This window comes from Mesorhizobium yinganensis (assembly GCF_040081985.1).
Taxonomy (GTDB): domain Bacteria; phylum Pseudomonadota; class Alphaproteobacteria; order Rhizobiales; family Rhizobiaceae; genus Kumtagia; species Kumtagia yinganensis.
In genome coordinates, this window is the sequence record NZ_JBEBMH010000001.1 from 545,665 (window position 1) to 563,894 (window position 18,230).

Annotated in this window: 11 protein-coding genes; 2 read left to right on the forward strand and 9 right to left on the reverse strand. The window is 65.4% G+C overall.

From position 1 onward, the window contains the following. Nucleotide 1: 1 nt before the first annotated feature. The 7 genes from ABMA59_RS02625 to ABMA59_RS02655 form a co-directional block, all read right to left on the reverse strand. Nucleotides 2–1,192, reverse strand: coding sequence for a serine hydrolase domain-containing protein (locus ABMA59_RS02625; RefSeq protein WP_349003734.1), 1,191 nt, complete (start codon nt 1,190–1,192; stop codon nt 2–4). A 25-nt stretch (nt 1,193–1,217) separates the two neighbouring features. Beyond that, a complete protein-coding gene (locus ABMA59_RS02630) occupies nt 1,218–2,420 on the reverse strand; it encodes a serine hydrolase domain-containing protein (RefSeq protein WP_349003735.1) in 1,203 nt (400 codons plus the stop codon). Between the two features lie 51 nt (nt 2,421–2,471). Then, complete coding sequence (locus ABMA59_RS02635; protein WP_349003736.1) at nt 2,472–3,500, reverse strand: ABC transporter substrate-binding protein; 1,029 nt, start codon at nt 3,498–3,500, stop codon at nt 2,472–2,474. A 23-nt stretch (nt 3,501–3,523) separates the two neighbouring features. Next, complete coding sequence (locus ABMA59_RS02640; RefSeq protein WP_349003737.1) at nt 3,524–4,324, reverse strand: ABC transporter permease; 801 nt, start codon at nt 4,322–4,324, stop codon at nt 3,524–3,526. After that, entirely contained in the window at nt 4,317–5,234 is a 918-nt protein-coding gene (locus tag ABMA59_RS02645) for an ABC transporter permease (RefSeq protein WP_349003738.1), read from the reverse strand. The genes ABMA59_RS02640 and ABMA59_RS02645 overlap by 8 nt, the downstream gene beginning before the upstream one ends. Nucleotides 5,235–5,237: 3 nt before the next feature. Further along, the gene (locus tag ABMA59_RS02650) at nt 5,238–6,335 is read right to left on the reverse strand and encodes an ABC transporter ATP-binding protein (RefSeq protein ID WP_349003739.1); all 1,098 of its coding nucleotides are present in this window, start codon (nt 6,333–6,335) and stop codon (nt 5,238–5,240) included. A gap of 148 nt (nt 6,336–6,483) precedes the next feature. Continuing rightward, nucleotides 6,484–8,148 carry an amidohydrolase gene (locus ABMA59_RS02655; protein WP_349003740.1) on the reverse strand — a complete coding sequence of 555 codons (1,665 nt, stop codon included), beginning with the start codon at nt 8,146–8,148 and terminating at the stop codon, nt 6,484–6,486. Between the two features lie 144 nt (nt 8,149–8,292). Here ABMA59_RS02655 and ABMA59_RS02660 point away from each other — a divergent pair, with 144 nt between their 5' ends. Then, nucleotides 8,293–9,324: a histone deacetylase family protein gene (locus ABMA59_RS02660; protein ID WP_349003741.1), complete on the forward strand. Its 1,032-nt coding sequence runs from the start codon at nt 8,293–8,295 to the stop codon at nt 9,322–9,324. A gap of 296 nt (nt 9,325–9,620) precedes the next feature. Here the strand turns inward: ABMA59_RS02660 and pbpC are convergent, their stop codons facing one another. After that, a complete protein-coding gene (pbpC, locus tag ABMA59_RS02665) occupies nt 9,621–11,735 on the reverse strand; it encodes a penicillin-binding protein 1C (RefSeq protein ID WP_349003742.1) in 2,115 nt (704 codons plus the stop codon). A 420-nt stretch (nt 11,736–12,155) separates the two neighbouring features. Here pbpC and ABMA59_RS02670 point away from each other — a divergent pair, with 420 nt between their 5' ends. Further along, complete coding sequence (locus tag ABMA59_RS02670; RefSeq protein ID WP_349003743.1) at nt 12,156–12,569, forward strand: helix-turn-helix domain-containing protein; 414 nt, start codon at nt 12,156–12,158, stop codon at nt 12,567–12,569. Nucleotides 12,570–12,739: 170 nt separating this feature from the next. On the opposite strand, the gene ABMA59_RS02675 is transcribed toward ABMA59_RS02670, so the two are convergent. Beyond that, a complete protein-coding gene (locus tag ABMA59_RS02675; RefSeq protein WP_349003744.1) occupies nt 12,740–18,205 on the reverse strand; it encodes an alpha-2-macroglobulin family protein in 5,466 nt (1,821 codons plus the stop codon). Nucleotides 18,206–18,230 lie beyond the last annotated feature (25 nt).

An 18,230-nucleotide genomic window follows, 5' to 3' on the forward strand; every position in this document is an offset into this window, starting at 1 on the left:
CTCAAAGCATTACGGCGATCTGCTCGAAGAAACGCAGCGCCTCCTGGTCGAGCGGGTCGTCGACCGGCTCGTGCTGTGACGAGAGCCGCACGATCGTCACTTCACGCTCGGCGTCGACGTACAGCCACTGGCCGTGGATGCCGATGGCCATGAAGGCGCCGTTCGGAAATCCCGACTGGTACCATTTGTTGCGGTAGCTGCCGTCCTTCAAGAGATGCGCGAAGTCGCCGGCCTTCCAGGCGGCCTTATCGCCGGCGGACAGCGTGTCGCGCACCCAGCGCTCGGAGACGATAGCGCGGCTGCCGGCCATGCCGCCGTTGCGCATCATCTCGCCGACGCGGGCGAGGTCGCGCGCCGTCATCGAAACGCCGCCGGCGGCGCGCGCCATGCCTTCGCTATCGACGGTGACGGTGCAGCGCCCGCGCGCCCGCAGCGGGACCCAGAGTTTTTCGCGCAGGAGGTCGGCGTAGCGCAGGCCCGATGCACGCTCGACGATGATGCCGAGCATGTCCGAAAGCGGGGAATAATAGCGGAACGGTCCGCCATGCGGTCCATCGGCTTTCGGCAGCGACAGGATCACCTCGCGCAGGCTCTCGACCTTGTCGCTGGCGCGCATAGGGTTCCACAGCATGGCGCGGCGGTAGCGGGCGAAATCGCTTTCCGGGTCGAGATAGGCTTCGACGAAATCGAGGCTGACGCGCATGTCCAGCACCTGCTGGACGGTAACGTCGTCATAGGCCGTGCCCTTCGCCTCGGGCACATAACGCGTCACCGGCTCGGCCGGGTCGAGCAGGCGCTCATCCTGAAGCACGCCGGCAAGGATGGCGGTCAGCGACTTGCTGATGGAAAACACGATATGCGGCGCTGCGGGATCGGTGGCTGGCGCGTTGTATTCGCCGACGAAATTGCCTGCCTTCATCGCTACCAGCGTGTCGGTGTCCGATCGGGCCAGGAAGCTCTTTACGGTTTCGCTCCCGGCCCCGACATCGACCGTCTGTTCGAGCAATGGCCCCAACGGCTCCAGCGTCTCGTCCTCGATGGTGGCGCTGGTGGAGATTTCGGCTGATGGCACCAGTTCGGCGACGTTCTGGAACGACCAGGCCGAATAGGGCCGCGTGCGCCAGTTGCCGAGGCCGACATCGGCACGTGCAAAGCCGAACTTTTGGGTGAAGGCGGGGTTGGGAAGGCTCAAGATCGGATACTCGACTGGATGCGGATCATGCCCGGCCGGCGAGTGCCGCGGCGATCGCGTGGATGGCGGCCAGCGTCGCCTTGGCGAAGGCGGTGTTGCTGAAGTCGGGATAGGTGGAAAGTTTCACCGCCACCATGCGGTGATCGAAACTGATCCAGATGAGCTGCCCGAACACGCCGCGGCACATCAGCGTGCGGGAGCGCGGGTCCTCGATCCAGAACTGGTTGCGGTAGGAACCTTCCGGAAACGCGTCGTTGTAGAGCTGGTTGTAGCTGCCGGTCCTTGTCGCCTCGATCCAGGCGGACGGGATGATGCCGCCGCCACCGTCGAGGATCAACTGGCCGAAGCGACCGTAGTCGCGCAGCGTGGCGTTGAAGCCGCCGTCGGCGATCGCATAGCCGGCGCTGTCCACGGTGTAGCAGGCGCTCTCCTCCGCGCCCATCTTCTGCCAGAGTTCTTCCGAAACCAGTTGCGGCAGCCGCTTGCCGGTCGCGCGTTCCAGCACGAAGGCCAGCACGTCGGTCTCGATCGAGCGATATTCGAACATCGCCCCGTGCGGGCGCACAGTTTCGGTCAGGCGCAGGATCAGCTCCCACATATGCGCCGGCCAGGAAAAATCCGGATCGCTGCCGGGCGGCGGCGGCTTCCAGCCGCCCGCCACGTCCACCTGGCCGATATCCGAATAGGGGTTCTCGTAGGTCTCGTCGAAGCGTACGCCGGTGGTCATGTCGAGCACCTGCTGCAGCGTCGCGCCGCGCCAGCCCGTTGTGGCAAGTTCCGGCAAATAGTCGGTCGCCAGCGCGGCGGGATCGACGACGCCCTGGCCTGCGACGATGCCGAACACCATGCCGGTCACCGACTTCGCCACCGATTGCGACAGATGCAGCGTGCGCTCGTTCATGCCGTTGAAATAGCGCTCGAAAGCGACCGAGCCGTCCTTCAGCACCAGAAACCCGTCGGTATAAGTGTCGTCGAGATGCCGTTCGAGCGTCGTGCGGCCGCCTTCGGTGTCGAATTCGAGCGTATCGAGATCGACCTCGGCGCGGGGAAACTTCTTGCGGTGGCCGTTGCCGCGCCACACTTCGGCGGTGGTCAGCAGTTCGCGGACATGCTGGAACGACCACCGGTTCCACGGCGGCCGGTCCCAATCCAGCCGCGGCACGATGAGCGCGGGCGGCGAGCCTTGCATGATCGGCGGACGAAGATCGCTGTTCTTGTAGGAGGTCATGGGTACGAGCCAGGGCCTTCTCCCCGCGAGCGGGGAGAAGGCGTCACAGGCCTACTTCTGCAGTTCGGTCCAGATCTTGGTATACAGGTCCTGCACCTCGGGCGAGCAGAGGTGCTGCAACTCGCCGAGCGGCTTGACGTCGGCCGGGATGATCACCTCGGGCGCGGTCTTCATGTCTTCCGGCATGAACTTGTCGGAGCCGGTGATGCCGTTGGCGTAGCGATGGAAGGCCGAGAGCCCCGCCGCGTTCTCCGGGTCCATGATGAAGTTCTGGAAAAGTTTCGCGTTCTCGACGTTCTTGGCTTCCTTGAGCACGACCACGTTGTCGCTCCAGAGGCCGTAGCCCTCCTTCGGATAGAAGAACTGGATTTCCGGATTGGCGAGCCGCTGGCGCAGCGCCGAGCCGTTCCAGTCGCTGGTTGCCTTGAAGTCGCCGGCGCCCATCTTCTCGATGGTGTTGTATTCCATTGCGATCCAGTTCGGCTTGGCGGCCACAAGCGTGTCGCGCACCTTCTTCAGCACCTCCTTGTCATCGGTGCACTGCGCGCCGCCGACATATTTGGTTGCCGCGAACATCACGTCGTTCATCTCCGGAACGACATTGACCTTGCCCTTCAACTCGTCCGGCGTGTTGAAGATGATGCCCCAACTGTTCGAGGGACCCTTGTATACAGCGGTGTTGACCACCACGCCGATGGTGCCCCAGGCCCACGGAACCGTGTATTTGCGGCCGGGGTCGAAGTCGGGATTGGCCCATTCCGGCGCCACGTTCTTGAAATTCTCCATCTGGCCGGGGTTGGTTTCGAGCACCAAGCCTTCCTGGATCCAGATCGGCACGAAGGTCTGCGACGGCACGGCGATGTCGTAGCCGGTGCCGCCCTGGCGCACCTTGGCAAGCGCGGTGTCATTGGAATCGTAGTCGGTGATCGTGACCTTGACGTTGTATTTATCCTCGAACTTCTTGATCACATCGGGGCTGGTGTAGTTGCCCCAATTGTAGATGTTGAGTTCGCCGTCGGCATGCGCCAGCCCGGTCGTGGCCAGCAGCCCGAAGGCCAGCGTTGCGAGCAAACGTTTCATTTCAAGGCTCCCATTGTCGTTGGTTATTCCCGTTTCCTGCTCATGAAGAAGAACAGCGTGACGATGGCGACCGACAGAAGCAGGAAGACGGTCGAAATCGCGTTGATCTCCGGCGTGATGCCGCGGCGAATCTGGCCGAGCATGTAGGTCGGCAGCGTATCCTGGCCGCCCGACTTGACGAACTCGGTGATGACAACGTCGTCCAGCGAGATGACGAACGCCAGCATCAGTCCGGCGAGAATGGCGGGCCAGAGCAAGGGCAGCGTCACGCGGCGGAAGGTCTTCCACGGCGTGGCGTAGAGATCGGCCGCGGCCCGCTCCAGCGTCAGATCCATGGTTTCCAGCCGCGCGCGGATCGGCAGATAGGCGAAGGGAATGCAGAAGGCCGTGTGCGCCGCGATCAGGTAGCCGAGGCCGGTATAGCCGGTGAAGATCTTGATGCGCGAGAAGAAGATCAGCAGCGCCACGCCGGTAACGATCTCCGGCACCATCAGCGGCTGGTTGATCGCCGCGTATTTGAAGGTCAGGCCCGGATAGGGCGGCGTGCGTGTAGTCGCAAGTGCCGCCATGGTCGCGACGGCGGTCGACAGCACGGCGGCCACCGCGCCGATCTGCAGCGAGCGGATCGAGGCTTCGATGACGGCGTCGTTGTTCCAGGCCGACACGAACCATTTCAGCGACAGGCCGCCCCAGGCGGACGTGGAGGTCGCCGCGTTGAAGGCATAGACGACAAGCACGACAATCGGGAAATAGAGCAGCACGAAGCAGGTCGCGGCAATGGCCGTGAAGCCGGGCTGGTGGCGGACGGAAAAACGGTCAGCCATGCCGCGTCTCCGCCGTGCCGGCATTGCGCACGTAGAGCAGCAGCGCGATCATCACGATGACCATCACGGCGATCGAAAGTGCGGCGCCCAGCGGCCAGTTGCGGCCCTGTCCGAACTGCAACTCGATCAGGTTGGCCAGCATCATGTTCTTACCGCCGCCGAGCACGCTGGGCGCCACATAGGAGCCGATGGCCGGGATGAAGACCAGGATCGAGCCGGCAATCACGCCCGGCTTGACCAGCGGGAAGATAATGCGCCTGAGCACCGCGAAGCGCGTGGCGTAGAGATCGTAGCCGGCCTCCAGCAGGCGGAAATCCAGCTTCTCCATGCTGGCATAGATCGGCAGCACCATCAGCGGCAGATAGACATAGACCATGCCCAGCATGATCGCGGTGTCTGTGAACAGGATCTGCAACGGCGCGTCGACGATGCCGAGCTTGATAAGCACGGTGTTGAAGATGCCCTCGTTGCGGATAATCTGCAGCACCGCGAAAGTGCGGATGAGAAGGTTCGTCCAGAACGGGATGGTGATCAGGAACAGCCAGAGGTCACGCTTGTTCTCCGGCCTCGTGGCGATGAAATAGGCGGTGGGAAAGCCGAGGATCAGTGTCGCCGCCGTGGTCATCAGCGCCAGCTTCACCGAGCGCCAGAAGATGGTGACGTGGGCGTCGGCTAGCGAGAGTGTGTCGTCAAAAATGTCGCGTTCGAGGAACACCGAGGTCCAGGCCTCGCCGGACAGCTTCCACTCCACGTCGCCATACTGGCCGGGCGTGAGGAAGGAATAGGCGAGAACGATCAGCAGCGGGCCGGTCGCCGCGAACAGGATGATCAGCAGGGCAGGGGCGGACAGCAGCCAGCGGTTGCGTATATCCCGCTTCTCATGCTCGCGAAGGCGCTCGGCTGCCGACATCCGTCAATCCTTGAGGATCTGGGCGGAATCGGCCGGGATGAGCAGGCCGACTTGGCTGCCCGCAGCGAAACGGTCGGTGTGGCCCCGCGCGTTCTGCCGTCGCACGATGAAGGGCTCGCCGGAATCCAGCCTGAGATGGAAATGCGTATCGGTGCCGAGATAGACGACGTTTTCCACCGTGCCGGCGAGGGCAGCGCCTTCCGGCCTGGAAAGCTGGGCATGCTCCGGACGGATGACGATCGACACGTTGCCCTTGGGCGCAAAACCATCCGGCAGCGATGCTGGTATCTCGGCGCCGGAGGCGAGGCGCACGGTGGCGAGATTGCCGGCGGTCGAGACGACGCTTGCCGGCAAAAAATTGCTCTCGCCGATGAAGTCGGCGACGAATCGCTCGGCCGGCCGGTCGTAGATGTCGCGCGGGCTGCCGACCTGCAAAATCTTTCCCGCCGACATCACGGCGATGCGGTCGGACATGGTCAGCGCTTCCTCCTGGTCGTGGGTGACGAAGATGAAGGTGATCCCGGTCTCAAGCTGGAGCGTCTTCAGCTCGATCTGCATGTCCTTGCGCAGCTTGTAGTCGAGCGCCGACAGCGGTTCGTCCAGCAGCAGCACTTTCGGCTGCGGCGCCAGCGCTCTGGCCAGGGCGACACGCTGCTGCTGGCCGCCGGAGATCTGGCTGGTGCGGCGGCCGGCAAGCTGCTCCATGCGCACCAGCTTCAGCATCTGGGCGACGCGGGCCTCGACCTCGGCCTTCGGCTTGCCGAGCATTTCCAGCCCGAAGCCGATATTCTCAGCGACCGTCATGTGCGGGAAAAGGGCGTAGCTCTGGAACACGGTGTTCACCGGCCGCTTGAACGGCGGCAGCGGCGCGATGTCGTCGCCGTAGAGCAGGATTTCGCCCTCGGTGGGGAAATCGAAACCGGCGATGAGGCGCAGCAATGTCGTCTTGCCGCAGCCGGAGGGGCCGAGGAGCGTGAAGAACTCGTTCTCGCGGATGTTCACCGAGACGCGGTCGAGCGCCGCGAAGCGGGCGTCGCCGCTGCCGAAGATCTTGCTGACGTTGCGAACTTCGATCGCGTTCCTATCCGGTTTTTCCGGCACGCATATGCCCCAGGTCTAGCCGGCTTGGCCGGGCTGTTGGTTCCCCTTGCGTCGATTGTCAGCATATGCGGCAGCACTTGGCAATCGGCTTGAGCGAGGATTCAGAAGTCATTGCGCGACGCACGCTGGAAGGCATCGTGCCACGGGCTTAGTCCCGAAAGGTGACGCGTCCGCCGCAGATCGTGGTGACCGGCCGGATTTTCGTCAGTTCCTCAGCCGGACAAGCATCGAGATCGCCGGAAAGCACCACGATGTCCGCGAGATAACCGGGCTTCAGCCTGCCTTTGCGGTGTTCCATGAACTCGGCATAGGCGCCGCCGGTCGTGTAGGCGGCGAGCGCCTCGTCTAGCGTCAGGCTCTGGTCCGGATCACCCCGGCCCCAAGGCTTTCGCAGCATTGCCGCCTGCATGCCGAGGATCGGGTCGATCGGTGCGACCGACCAGTCGGAAGCGAAGACCAGCGGGGCGCCAGCGGAAAGCAGGCTGCGGACGGGGAATGCATATTGCCAGCGGTTCCGGCCGATGCGCGACGCGGTCGGCTCCAGCGGCACGCCATGGGCGCCCGGCGCATGGGTAGGCTGCATCGAGGCGATGGCTCCCAGTTCGGCAAAACGCGGAACTTCGGCGGGCGCGATCAGCTCGATATGTTCGACCCGGTGGCGGCTGTCGCGGACGCCATTGGTTCGCCGCGCCTGTTCGTAGCCGTCGAGGACGGCCCGCACCGCGCCGTCACCAATGGAGTGAACGGCGATCTGCAGGCCGCGGCGGTCTGCCTCGGTTGCAATCTCGGCAAAGCGTTCCGGCGTGAACAGCGGTTCGCCGCCCCAGTCCGGCCGGTCGGAATAGGGTTCGACCAGAACCGCGGTCCAGGATTCGATGACGCCGTCGTAGAACAGCTTCACCAGGCCGGAGGAAATCCATTCGGAGCGGTAGCGCTCGGCCATAAGGCTGGCCTTTTCCAGCATCTCGATCTTCATGAAGTTCTTGAAGTGGAACGGGATTTTGGTCCGGCAATGCAACCCGCCGAGGTCTTCGATCTCCGACAGCAGCTCCAGCTGATAAAAATTGCCGTCCATGTTGTGGATGGAGGTGATGCCGTGGCGGGCGCACCAGTCCAGCCCGCGCTGCATCGTGTCGCGATCGGCTTCGCGCTCCTTCTGCGAAGGCACCGGGTCGGGCTCCCCGCCGGTGGAAAGACCCAGCCGGGCTCGTTCCTCGCCGGCAAGCGCGATCACCGGGTTGAAAGCCTCGTTCTCGCGCAGCTCGCCGGTCGCAAGCCCGTCCTCGCCCATGACGATTTCGTTGCCGGGCCGCAGCTTCTTGCCGTGCAGCACGCCGCCGAGCTCCAACGCTTTTGTGTTGGCCCAGACCGTGTGATGGTCGGGTGCGGCCATGGCGAAGGGGCGGTCGGGCAGAATGCGGTCGAGGTCGTGTCGGGTGACCGAGCGGCCGCCCAGCACCGTGTATTCGACGCCTTGGCCGAGCAGCATCGGCGCGTCGGGGCGGGAGCGTGCATAATCCTGGATCGCCGCATGCAGCGCGATGGCGCCGTGGACGCCGGAAAGCTGCAGATGTGCCAGTTCGGCCGCGCCGGAAAACAGATGCATGTGGCCTTCGATGAAACCCGGCACGACCGAATTCATGCCGGCATCGATGATCCTGGTGCCTGGGCCGCGAAAATCTTCAATGGTGGCGCTGTCCCCGATGGCCACGATCTCGCCGCCGCTGACTGCCAGCGCTTGCGCCGCGGGCTGGTCCTCATCCATGGTCTTGACGCGGCCATTGACGATGATCAGCTCGGCGTTTCGGGTCATGGAAGGGTTCCGGTTGGACGCCATGATCTAGCACCTGTGAGGGCTGGAAAGCCAGATCGGTGGCCGGGTGGCTGCTTTACAGCAGGGCGCTTGTGGGGAGAGGGCCGGTGCGGCTAGGTTGACGCATCACCAGACGAGGGGTTCATGAAGACGATATTTTCGACGCTGCATGCCGGCCATTCCGGCCAGATGGAACTGGTCGCGGGCGCGATCGTGCCGGGTTTCGAGAAACCGTCGCGGGCGGAGTTCATCCGCGCCAGGGTCGAATCGGAGGAGCTCGGGCCGATCCTGCCGCCAGCGACGCATGACCTTCACGCGGCCAAGCGCGTGCATAAAGCGGACTATATCGATTTCCTGCCAACCGTCTGGCCGGAATGGGAAAAATCCGGCCGGTCGGGATCCGCCTTGCCTTACACCTGGCCGACGCGCGGCCTGCGCGGCGACGTCCGGCCGAAGACCATCGACGCGCTGCTTGGCTATTATTCCTTCGATGCCGGCGCACCCTTCGTGAAGGGGACGTGGGATGCGATCAAGTCGTCCTACGACGTGGCGCTGACCGCGGCGGCGCTTGTCAAAATCGGCGAGCGCGCTTCCTTCGCGCTCTGCCGGCCGCCGGGTCATCATGCGGGGGCGGCCTTCATGGGCGGCTATTGCTTCATCAACAACGCCGCGGTCGCCGCGCAGTGGTTTCGCGACAATGGCGCGAACAAGGTGTCGATCCTCGACGTGGACTATCACCACGGCAACGGCACGCAGGAGATTTTTTATACGCGAGGCGACGTGCAGGTGATCAACCTGCATGGCGATCCGATGACCGAATATCCGTTCTTCCTCGGCCATGCCGATGAAAAGGGGGCAGGCGAGGGCGAGGGCTTCAACATCAACTATCCGATGCCGTTCGGCACGGCATGGGCCGAGTGGAGCGCGTCGCTCGAGGACGCGTGCTCCAAACTGACGGCCTATCACCCCGACATCGTCGTGGTTTCGCTCGGCGTCGATACGTTCGAAAAAGACCCGATCAGCCAGTTCAAGCTGAAGACGGAGGACTATCCGAAGATCGGAAAACGCATCGCCAAGCTCGGCCTGCCGACGCTTTTCGTCATGGAGGGCGGCTATGCGGTCGAGGAAATCGGCGTCAACGCGGTGGGCGTGCTGACGGGGTTCGAGGCAGAATAGCGTTTTGGGTGCGTCCTTCGAGGCTCGCCCTTCAAGCTTCTCGCTCAACAGGTACAGTCGTGCGGGCTCGCACCTCAGGATGAGGACGGTCGTGCCTGCAATCGCTAATCACCAGAGTTCGACTGGATCCTGGAAAAGTAGCGCGATTGGCCGAGAGATCAGACTGCAAGAACGCGTCGGGACGTTGAAGGTTGGCGTGCAGGTACGACCCTCCTCATCCTGAGGTGCGAGCCCGCATGCCACCGGTGGTTTGAGCGCAGTTATCGGCGGGCGAGCCTCGAAGGACGCGCCACAACCTACTCCACGAACACCTTCACGCTTGCGGCGCGGCCGGCGGCGTCGATGACGGTGAGCGTCGAATAGCCGGCGCTGTCCGGCTGCCAGGTGGCGGTGCGGCGGCGCACGATTTCGGAGAGCGGTTTTCCATTGGCGAGCCAGCGGAATGGTGCGCGGCCTCCCTGGAGTTTCAGCACAAGCGGGCCGGCCGGCGAGGCGGCGAGTTCGACATGCGCGCCGTCCGGCGGGAAGACGATCTGCGGCGCCGGCTCGACCACCGAGACGGAGGCCGCCGCGGCGGGCAGGGCGTCCTGGCCGGATTCGAAGCGGCGCAGTGTAACGGGAAGGTCGTTCGGCGCGGCGTGGAAGGCACCGGCGGGCGGACGCTGCTGCTGCGCGGCGGGAAGTCCGGATTTCGCAAACGCCTCGAACAGGATGGGCGCGGCCGAGACATAACCCGCCAGCCCTGGCACGGAGCCGGAATCGGCGCGGCCGACCCACACGCCGAGCACATAGCGGCCATCGTAGCCGACCGACCAAGCGTCGCGATAACCGTAGGAGGTGCCGGTCTTGTAGGCGATGCCGCGCTGCGTGGCACCCTCGGGGGCGCGGACGCCGGAAAGAATGTCGGTGACCTGCCAGTTTGCCGCGGGTTCTAGGATCATGCCGTCGGCCAGCGGCTGGAAATCCGCTTCGGTGCCGTCGCGCAGTTTCTTGGCGCGGCCGCCATTGGCGAGGCCCGTATAGAGCTGAACGAGGTCGCGCAGGGTGACGCCGACGCCGCCTAGGCCGATCGCCAGGCCCGGCGCCTCGCCGGGCGGGAGCGACGGCGTGACGCCCGCCTTGCGGAAACGCGCGGTAAGCCGCGCGGGGCCGACCGCGTCGAGCAGGCGGACGGCCGGCACGTTGAGGGATAGCTGCAAAGCCTGGCGGACGCTGACGTCGCCCTGATAGCTCATGTCGAAATTTTTCGGTCGGTACCCGGCGAAGTCCGCGGGCCGGTCCTCTATCAAGGTTTCCTGGGCGATCAGCCCCTGCTCGAAGGCGAGCCCGTAGATGAAGGGTTTTAGGGTGGATCCCGGTGAGCGGCTGGCACGCGTCATGTCGATCCAGCCGAAACGGCGTGCGTCGAAATAGTCGGCCGAGCCGATGGAGCCCAAAATGTCGCCGGTGCGGGCGTCGGCAAGGACCATCGCCACCGACACGCGCTCGCCCAGCCGCCGGGCGGCCTCCTTCGCCACGGTCTCCAGCCCGGCCTGCACGGATTTCTGGATGGCCAGTTGGAGGCGGGATTGCGCAGGTGCTGCGCGGAGCGCATCGTCGGCGAGGTGGGCGGCGAGCGAAGGCAGGGCGTAGCGCACTGCGGATACGTCGTCGATCGCGGCGCGGGCGGCTTCCCGCTCGGCGAGCACATTTGCTTCGACCATGCGCGCCAAGACGCGATCTCGGGCGGTCTGGGCATTGTCGCGGAACCGGTCCGGCCGGCGGCGCTCGGGCAGTTGAGGCAGGGCCGCCAGCAGGGCTGCCTCGGAAACGGTCAGGCGCTTCGGCTCCTTGCCGAAATAGGCGAGGGAGGCGGCGCGTACGCCTTCCAGATTGCCGCCATAGGGTGCCAGCGTGAGATAGCGCTCCAGAATGTCGCGCTTGGAAATGCGGCGCTCGATCTGCCAGGCGCGAAAAATCTGAGTGAGTTTCGAGGTGAGGCTGCGGCTTTCGCGCGGCTCGATCAGGCGGGCAAGCTGCATGGACAGCGTCGAGCCGCCCGACACGATGCGGCCATTGCCGGCAAGCTGGCCGGCGGCGCGCATCAGCGCCAGCGGATCAACGCCGGAATGCTCCCAGAAACGCTTATCCTCATAGGCGACCAGCATTTTTATGAATTCGGGATCGACCTCGTCCAGCGAGGTTTCAAAGCGCCAGAAACCATCCGGCGTGGCATAGGCGCGCAGCAGCTTGCCGTCGCGGTCGTCGACTTCCTTCGAGACAACGATCTTTTCCGGCAAGGGCGGCGGGAAGGCGCGGTCCAGAGAGAAAAGTGCGGCTGCGGAGAGCCCGGCAATAGCCGCGCAGCCGACGAGGGCTATGGTCGCTCGGCGGACGAGTTTGGAGCGAGGGAAGTTCTGGAGAGCCGACATCGGTTATCGGCCCAGTTGGGACCGGCTGAGGACTTTCGGCCGGGCCGACATACTGGCAATTGCCGCTGCCGCACTCCGTCCAACAGCCCTCATCCGACCTCGCTTCGCTCGGCCCCCGTCTCCCACAGTGGGAGAAGGGGGAGTTTCGCGTGTACGGCTCCGCCAACCTTCAACGACGGAGATTTGCAGAGGCGTTGCGGCAGCGCTCCACCTTCTCCCACTGTGGGAGAAGGTGGCCGAGCGAAGCGAGGTCGGATGAGGGGTGTTGGGCGGAGTGCGGCGATATCCGATTGCAACCGATTTGCTGCTGGCCCCTAGAAGGAGGAGATAGCGACATTGTAGCCCTTCAGTCTTAGGGCACTCGCCATCTACATCGGGCGGCGTGAAACGACGACGTACCGGAGACAGTGAGGATAAGGCATGAATGGGATTCAAATCATCCACAGTCCGAGCGGCGATGAACTCGTCGTTCTTCCTCGCGCAGAATACGAGGCACTTGTCGCCGCAGCCGAGGGAGCCGACGAGGATGCGGCGGACCTTGCCATGTACGACGCCCGCAAGGCCGAGCTTGCTGGCGATCCGAACGCGATCCTGCCTGCGGAGGTGAGTGCCATGCTTCTGCGTGCCTACGGCAGGTTGCAGGCGTTGCGCAAATGGCGCGGCATGGCGCAGGTCAAGCTGGCCGCCGAAGCGGGCATCGCGCAGGGTTACCTCTTCGACCTCGAATACGGCCGGAAATCCGGCTCCGTCGAGACTATCGCCGCGCTTGCGCGCGTGCTGGATGTGCCGATTGAGTGGCTGGCGGGAAAAGCGCCGGCTAACCCTCCCCCTTGAGGGGAGGGTGGCGGAGAAAACCGAGCGGAACGCGAGGTTTTCTACGCGATGTGGGGGCGGTGGCGAAATGCACCAGCGTAGAGCAACGTTAGAGCTTGGCCGAGGCGACCCCACCCGGCCGCTTCGCGGCCACCCTCCCCCCAAGGGCGAGAGGAAAGGCGCGGCCGTCTTCACGGCGCCTTGACCTCCATCATGCCGGCGGCGGTGCGGGCCGAGAATTGCGGCCGGTACATGTCCTCGACGCTCGCCGCCGGATGGGCGTAGACGCCGGGGGTAACGGCGCGCACCACATAGGCCAGTGTGAACTGCCGGCCGCTGTCGCCGTTGCGGTCGAAGGCCGCGACGAAACGGTCGTCACGGAATTCGAGATGTGCCGCTTCCGTCTGGTCCAGCCAGGGGAAGTTGCCGAGGCTGGCGCTGTTCACCAGACCGGGATTGTCGATCTCGAAACCGGCAGGGAGCAGGTCGCTGACCAGCACGCGCGACGGCCACGTGTTCTGCTCCGTTACCTTGAGCACCACGACGTAACGCTGGTTCTGCGTGACCTCGGTGACGTTCGCCTCCTTGCCATCGAGCGTGTAATAGGTACGCTCGATGGCAAAACCGTCGCCGCCGGCCGGCAGCGGCTGGGCCGGGGCGGCGACCGCGGTGACCACCGCCTGCACGGCGCTGCCGCTGGCATTGGCTATCGTCACGGGGCTGTCGACCAGCGTGCTGCCGTCAAAGCGCTCGGAGTAGAGCCCGGTGTGCGGCTTGCCGTTAATCGTCAGCCGCATGTCGGCGGCGTTGGAACGCAGCGCGCGGGCGGCGAGCAGCATCCAAGCGTCGTCCTGCGTGCTCGTCCAGCGGGTCGCCCGGCGTTCGGCGCCGACCAGGCTGATCAGTTCAGGAACCACAGACGGCATCGGCTTGCTCTCGGCGGCGAGCGCCAGCATGGCGGCGCCGTCGCGCAACCGCGACCCGTAATCCGAGCGGTACCAGTCGTGCTCGGGGTTCTGCTTGGCAAGCTGCAGGGCCGCCTGGAAGGTCGCCTCGGAGCGCTGGACGTCGCCGTAGAGCGCCAGGCTGGCGGCAAGCTGCGCCACAGCCATCGGGCTGGAAAAAGCTTCCAGTTGCGTGTCGGCGTAATAACGCAGGTCGCCGACGGAGGCCTTCTTGTTGCGGGACAGAACGTAGAGTGCGTAGGCGATCTCGCTACCACGATCCTCCAGGTCGAGGTCGTATGACAGCGCGTTCTGCAGATTGCTCAGCGCCTGCAGCATGGCCTCGCGCGGCACGTCGTAGTTGAGCTCGCGGGCCCGCGTCAGGAAGTCGGTGACATACGAATCGAGCCACAGATCGCCCGAGCCGGGTCCCCACAGGCCGAAACTGCCCGACGAGGACTGGTAGCTGAGAACCCGCGTGATCGCATCCTGGATGCGGCCGCGCAGTTCCGGCTCGTCCTGCATACCGGCGCCGGCGGAGAGTTCGCTGACATAGAGCAGCGGCAGCGCCCGGCTGGTGGTCTGCTCGGCGCAGCCATAGGGGTAGCGGTCGAGCGCCAGGATCAGCGACGGTACGTCGAAGGCGGCTGACGGCGAGACGCCGACGCTGACATAGGCGCCGGGCAGAACGCTGTCGGCCAGCAGTTCGCGGTCGATGCGAACGCTCCTTCCGTTCGGGCCGAGATCGACGACCAGCCGGTTGGTGACCGGCAGAACCGCCGGTCGGACCGGGATGTACAGCGTCTGCTCCACCGCCGGCCCATTGTCATGGGCGAGGCGGATGGTGAGGCTGGCGTCGCCGGCGGTCTGCGCACTGAGCGGCACGGTGATCGACTGGCGTTTGCCCCCGGTCAGCGTGAGCTTCTCCGGCAGCGGGGCGCTGCCGGTCGAAAGATCGCCGGTTGTCTCGATGGCGAAGTGGTAATCGCCGTCGGGACCGTCGGTGTTGGCGATGTCGAGCCGCATGACGGCGGCGTCGCCGGGCGCCAGGAAACGCGGCAGGCCGGCGGTGATGACGACCGGATCGCGCACGATCACATCGGTCTGGGCGTGGCCGACCGCGTCCTTTGTCCAGGCAACGGCCATGACACGGACCGTGCCGTTGAATTGCGGGATGTCGAAGTCGACACTGGCCTTGCCGTCGGCGTCCAGCTTCACCGGGCCTGAGAAGAAAGCGACGAGCTTTTCCTTGGGCGGATTGCCCTGGGCGGTCAGGCCGCCGCCGTCACCGCCGGTGCGCAGCCGGCCGGCCGCGCCCAGCGAGCCGTCGATCAGGCGGCCATAGAGGTCGCGCAGTTCCAGCCCGAGGCGGCGCTGGCCGTAATACCAGGCTTCCGGATCGGGCGCCTTATAGTCGGTCAGGTTGAGTATGCCGACATCGACGGCGGCGATGGTGACATAGGCGTCGGTCGCGGCCGGCAGGCCGGTGACCTCCACTGGGATGGTCAGCGGCTGGCGCGGCTCGGTTTTTTGAACCGGCGACAGCGACACGGCGAGTTTGCGCGCGCCGGGATCGACGGTCAGCCATTTCAGGCCGATGGCACGGCCGGGCATGCGCGATTCTTGTCCATCGCCGGGCCGGTACAGCGTCGCCGTCACATAGGCGCCGGCGCCCCATTCGGCCGAGACGGGGATGTCGATGGTCGCGCCCTCGGCGGGCACGGTGGCCGTGTAGGTGGAAAGCAGCCGGTCGGAACCGACGGCGACGAGAAGCTCGCCGGCGAAACGCGGCGAAATCTTGAGCCTGGCGACCTCGCCCGGAGCGTAGTGCTCTTTGTCGAGCGCAACCTCCAGCCCGTCCGGCGTCTCCGTGGACGACGCAGCCACATACCAGCCGGCATCGAACTCGACGCTGGTGGCCGGGCCTTCCGAATCGGCGGTCTCAACCTCCAGGCGGTAGCGGCCCCAATCGACCGGCATGGAGATCGAGGCCGTGCCGTCGGCGGCGATGTCGAGCTTGCCGCTGGAGACGGCGCGGGTCTGGGTGACCGCCTCATAGTTCCAGGAATTGTCGGTGCGATACCACTGATAGTCGCGCTCTACCTTGACCAGCGACCACTCGGCGCCGGGCAACGCCTTGCGGTTACCGTCCGGATCGACGGCGATCACGGTGAATTTCGCCGTGCCGCCTTCCGGCACCTCGCCGCCGGAAAAATCCGGGCGGATGCCGATGACATCGGCTTGGCTCTTGATGCCAAGGTCGAGCGATTCCTCGACGGCGCGGCCGCCGCTTTCGCGCATGCGCACCGTCACGTCGGCGGCGAGCAGGCGGGTGGTCGAGGGCAGCGCATCGATCTGAACCGGGAAGGTCGCCTTGCCGTCGTCTCCGACGGCAGGCAGTTCGGTGAGCGGGATGCGGGTAGCGTCACCCTCCTGCTCGTCGGCAAGACCGAACTGGAAGTTGGGGAACTCCTCCCACTCGCGCGTTGTGTCGACCGTGACCTCACCCTCTAGCGCCAGGCCGGCGGCCGGCGCGCCATAGAGGAAGCGGCCATCGACGGTGATGTTGGCGGGTTCGCCGACGGCGACTTCCTCCTTGTCGCTGGTCATGGTGAATTCGATGCGGTCGGGGACGAAGTCCTCGACAAGGAAGTTCTGGCTGGAGACGGCCGGCTGCTTCGGGTCGGTGTAGATCGCCACCGTCCAGGTGCCGCGCATGGCGTTGTTCGGCACGGGCAGATCGACCGCGTGGCCGCCGGCCGAGCCGCCGTCGCTGACGACCCGTCGGTCCTCGACACCATCGGGGCGCGAGAAGACGAAGGTGAGCGGCAGTTTTTCCACGGCGTTCGCCGCGTCGTCTCGGGCGAGCGCCGCGACATGCACGGTCTCGCCGACGCGGTAGATGCCGCGCTCGGTCCAGGCATAGACGTCAAGCGCGCCGGCGGTGGCGCGTCCGGTGACGCCTCGGTCGGACAGGTCGAAGCCGGCGCGGGTCATGTCGAGGAAGACGAAATCCTTGCCGTCCGCATCGGCCGTCAGCACGGCCGGCACCATGCCGCCGGTGCCGCGCACCAGGCCGGGATTGAAGGTGGCACGTCCGTCGGCGTCGGTCTTGGCGGTGCCGAGAATCTCGTTGTTGCGGGCAAGCAGGGTCAGCTCGACATTGGCGATCGGCTTGGCGGAGCCTAGCGAGCGGGCGAAGACGTTGAGCCCGTCCTGGCCGGTATAGGTCGAGAGACCGATGTCGGAGACGACGAACCACTGCGTGGCGCGCGACGACCAGGAATCGCTCTTGTCGTTTTCGGGCTGGGCGGTCAGCACATAGACGCCGGGCTTGCGCTCGGGCAGCGCCTCGTCGACCGGGAAGCTCGTGGTGATCTCCTGGTTGAGCTGGTTTGCGATCTCCAGCTTGCCCTCCCAGACGGGCGCGCCCAGTTGCGAGGCGATGTTGTCGATGTCGTAGGAATCGAGCTGGCGCAGGAACTGGTAGCCCGACAGAAGCTGGGCCAGCGAGCGGTCGCCGATGCGGAACAGCTTCATGTCGGCGGCGGTCATGTTGACGCTGACCACCGGGATGCCGCGCCGCGCGGTGGCGGGCAGCACGAAAGAGTCGCCGGTGAAGCGGACGGATGCGCCGCGGTCCTGGATGTAGATGGACAACGCCGTGGGCACGGCGATGACCTCGCCGATGGCGGCCGGCAGGCCGGGGCGGATGGTGATGTTGTAGTGTTTTCCGTGCTCGAGGCCCTCGACGCAGAGCTGCTTGTCCTGCGCTTCGACGGCCTTGGGAGCGGCGCCGTCGACGGTGACGAAGGGTGCGTAGTCGACGCCGGTCTTGACCAGTTCCTCGGAGAACTGGACGCAGAGGCGCGGCGAGGGCGTATCGGCGTCGATCGTGTGCTCGACGACGCGGAAGCCTTTCCGGGCCTTCAGGTCCTCGTATTCGGCGCGGATGGAGGCAGAATTGACGAGCGCAAGGCTGGCCTCATAGGCCTGCAGAGACGGGCGGAACATGTCGCGGCGGTCGAGGCCGGCGGCAATGGCCGCAAGCACGTCGGCGCGGCCCGGACCGGTGCGCACCAATTGGTAGGCGTTCCAGGCGGACGAGGTCGCGTCGCGGGCAAGCGTCGCGGTTTCCGAACTGTTGGCACCCTGGACGGCGAGCAGGGCGCGCGACAGGCCGAGCCAGAGCTTTCCGTCGTCGGGCGCGATCCGGATCGCCGAGATGTATTTGTTCATTGCGCCGCGCGCGTCGTTGGTGAGCATCGCCTGCTCGGCGCCCTCGACCAAGCCGACGAGCCCGTCGGTCGGGCTGGGCGGCGTGGCGGTCAGGTTGGCACGGTACTGCCAGGCCTCGTCGGCCATCCAAGATGGGAAGAAGCTCATCTGCGGCGGGGCGCCGATGTCCGGCTCGCCGTCGATGGTGACGACCTTGCCCGCGACCGCGCCGTTGAAAGGCTTCAGCGTGGCGAAGTCCGATTTGAGGAAGCACCATTTCGCCTTGGTGTTGTAGGTGAAGGCGCGGCATTGGGTATCGCCGAGGCAGGTCGCCTTGCATTGATCGAGCGAGAGGTTCTGCTCGGAGCGCAGGTCGAAGCCGAAATAATCGCTGTTCTGGGTTGTCTCGATCGCCCGCGCTTCGGCGGCATATCCGGGCACCGACCACGCAGCCAGCAACAAGGCCACGGCCGACAGAATGCGAATCAATCGCATAGCAACTCCCCCTAAAACGTCACCG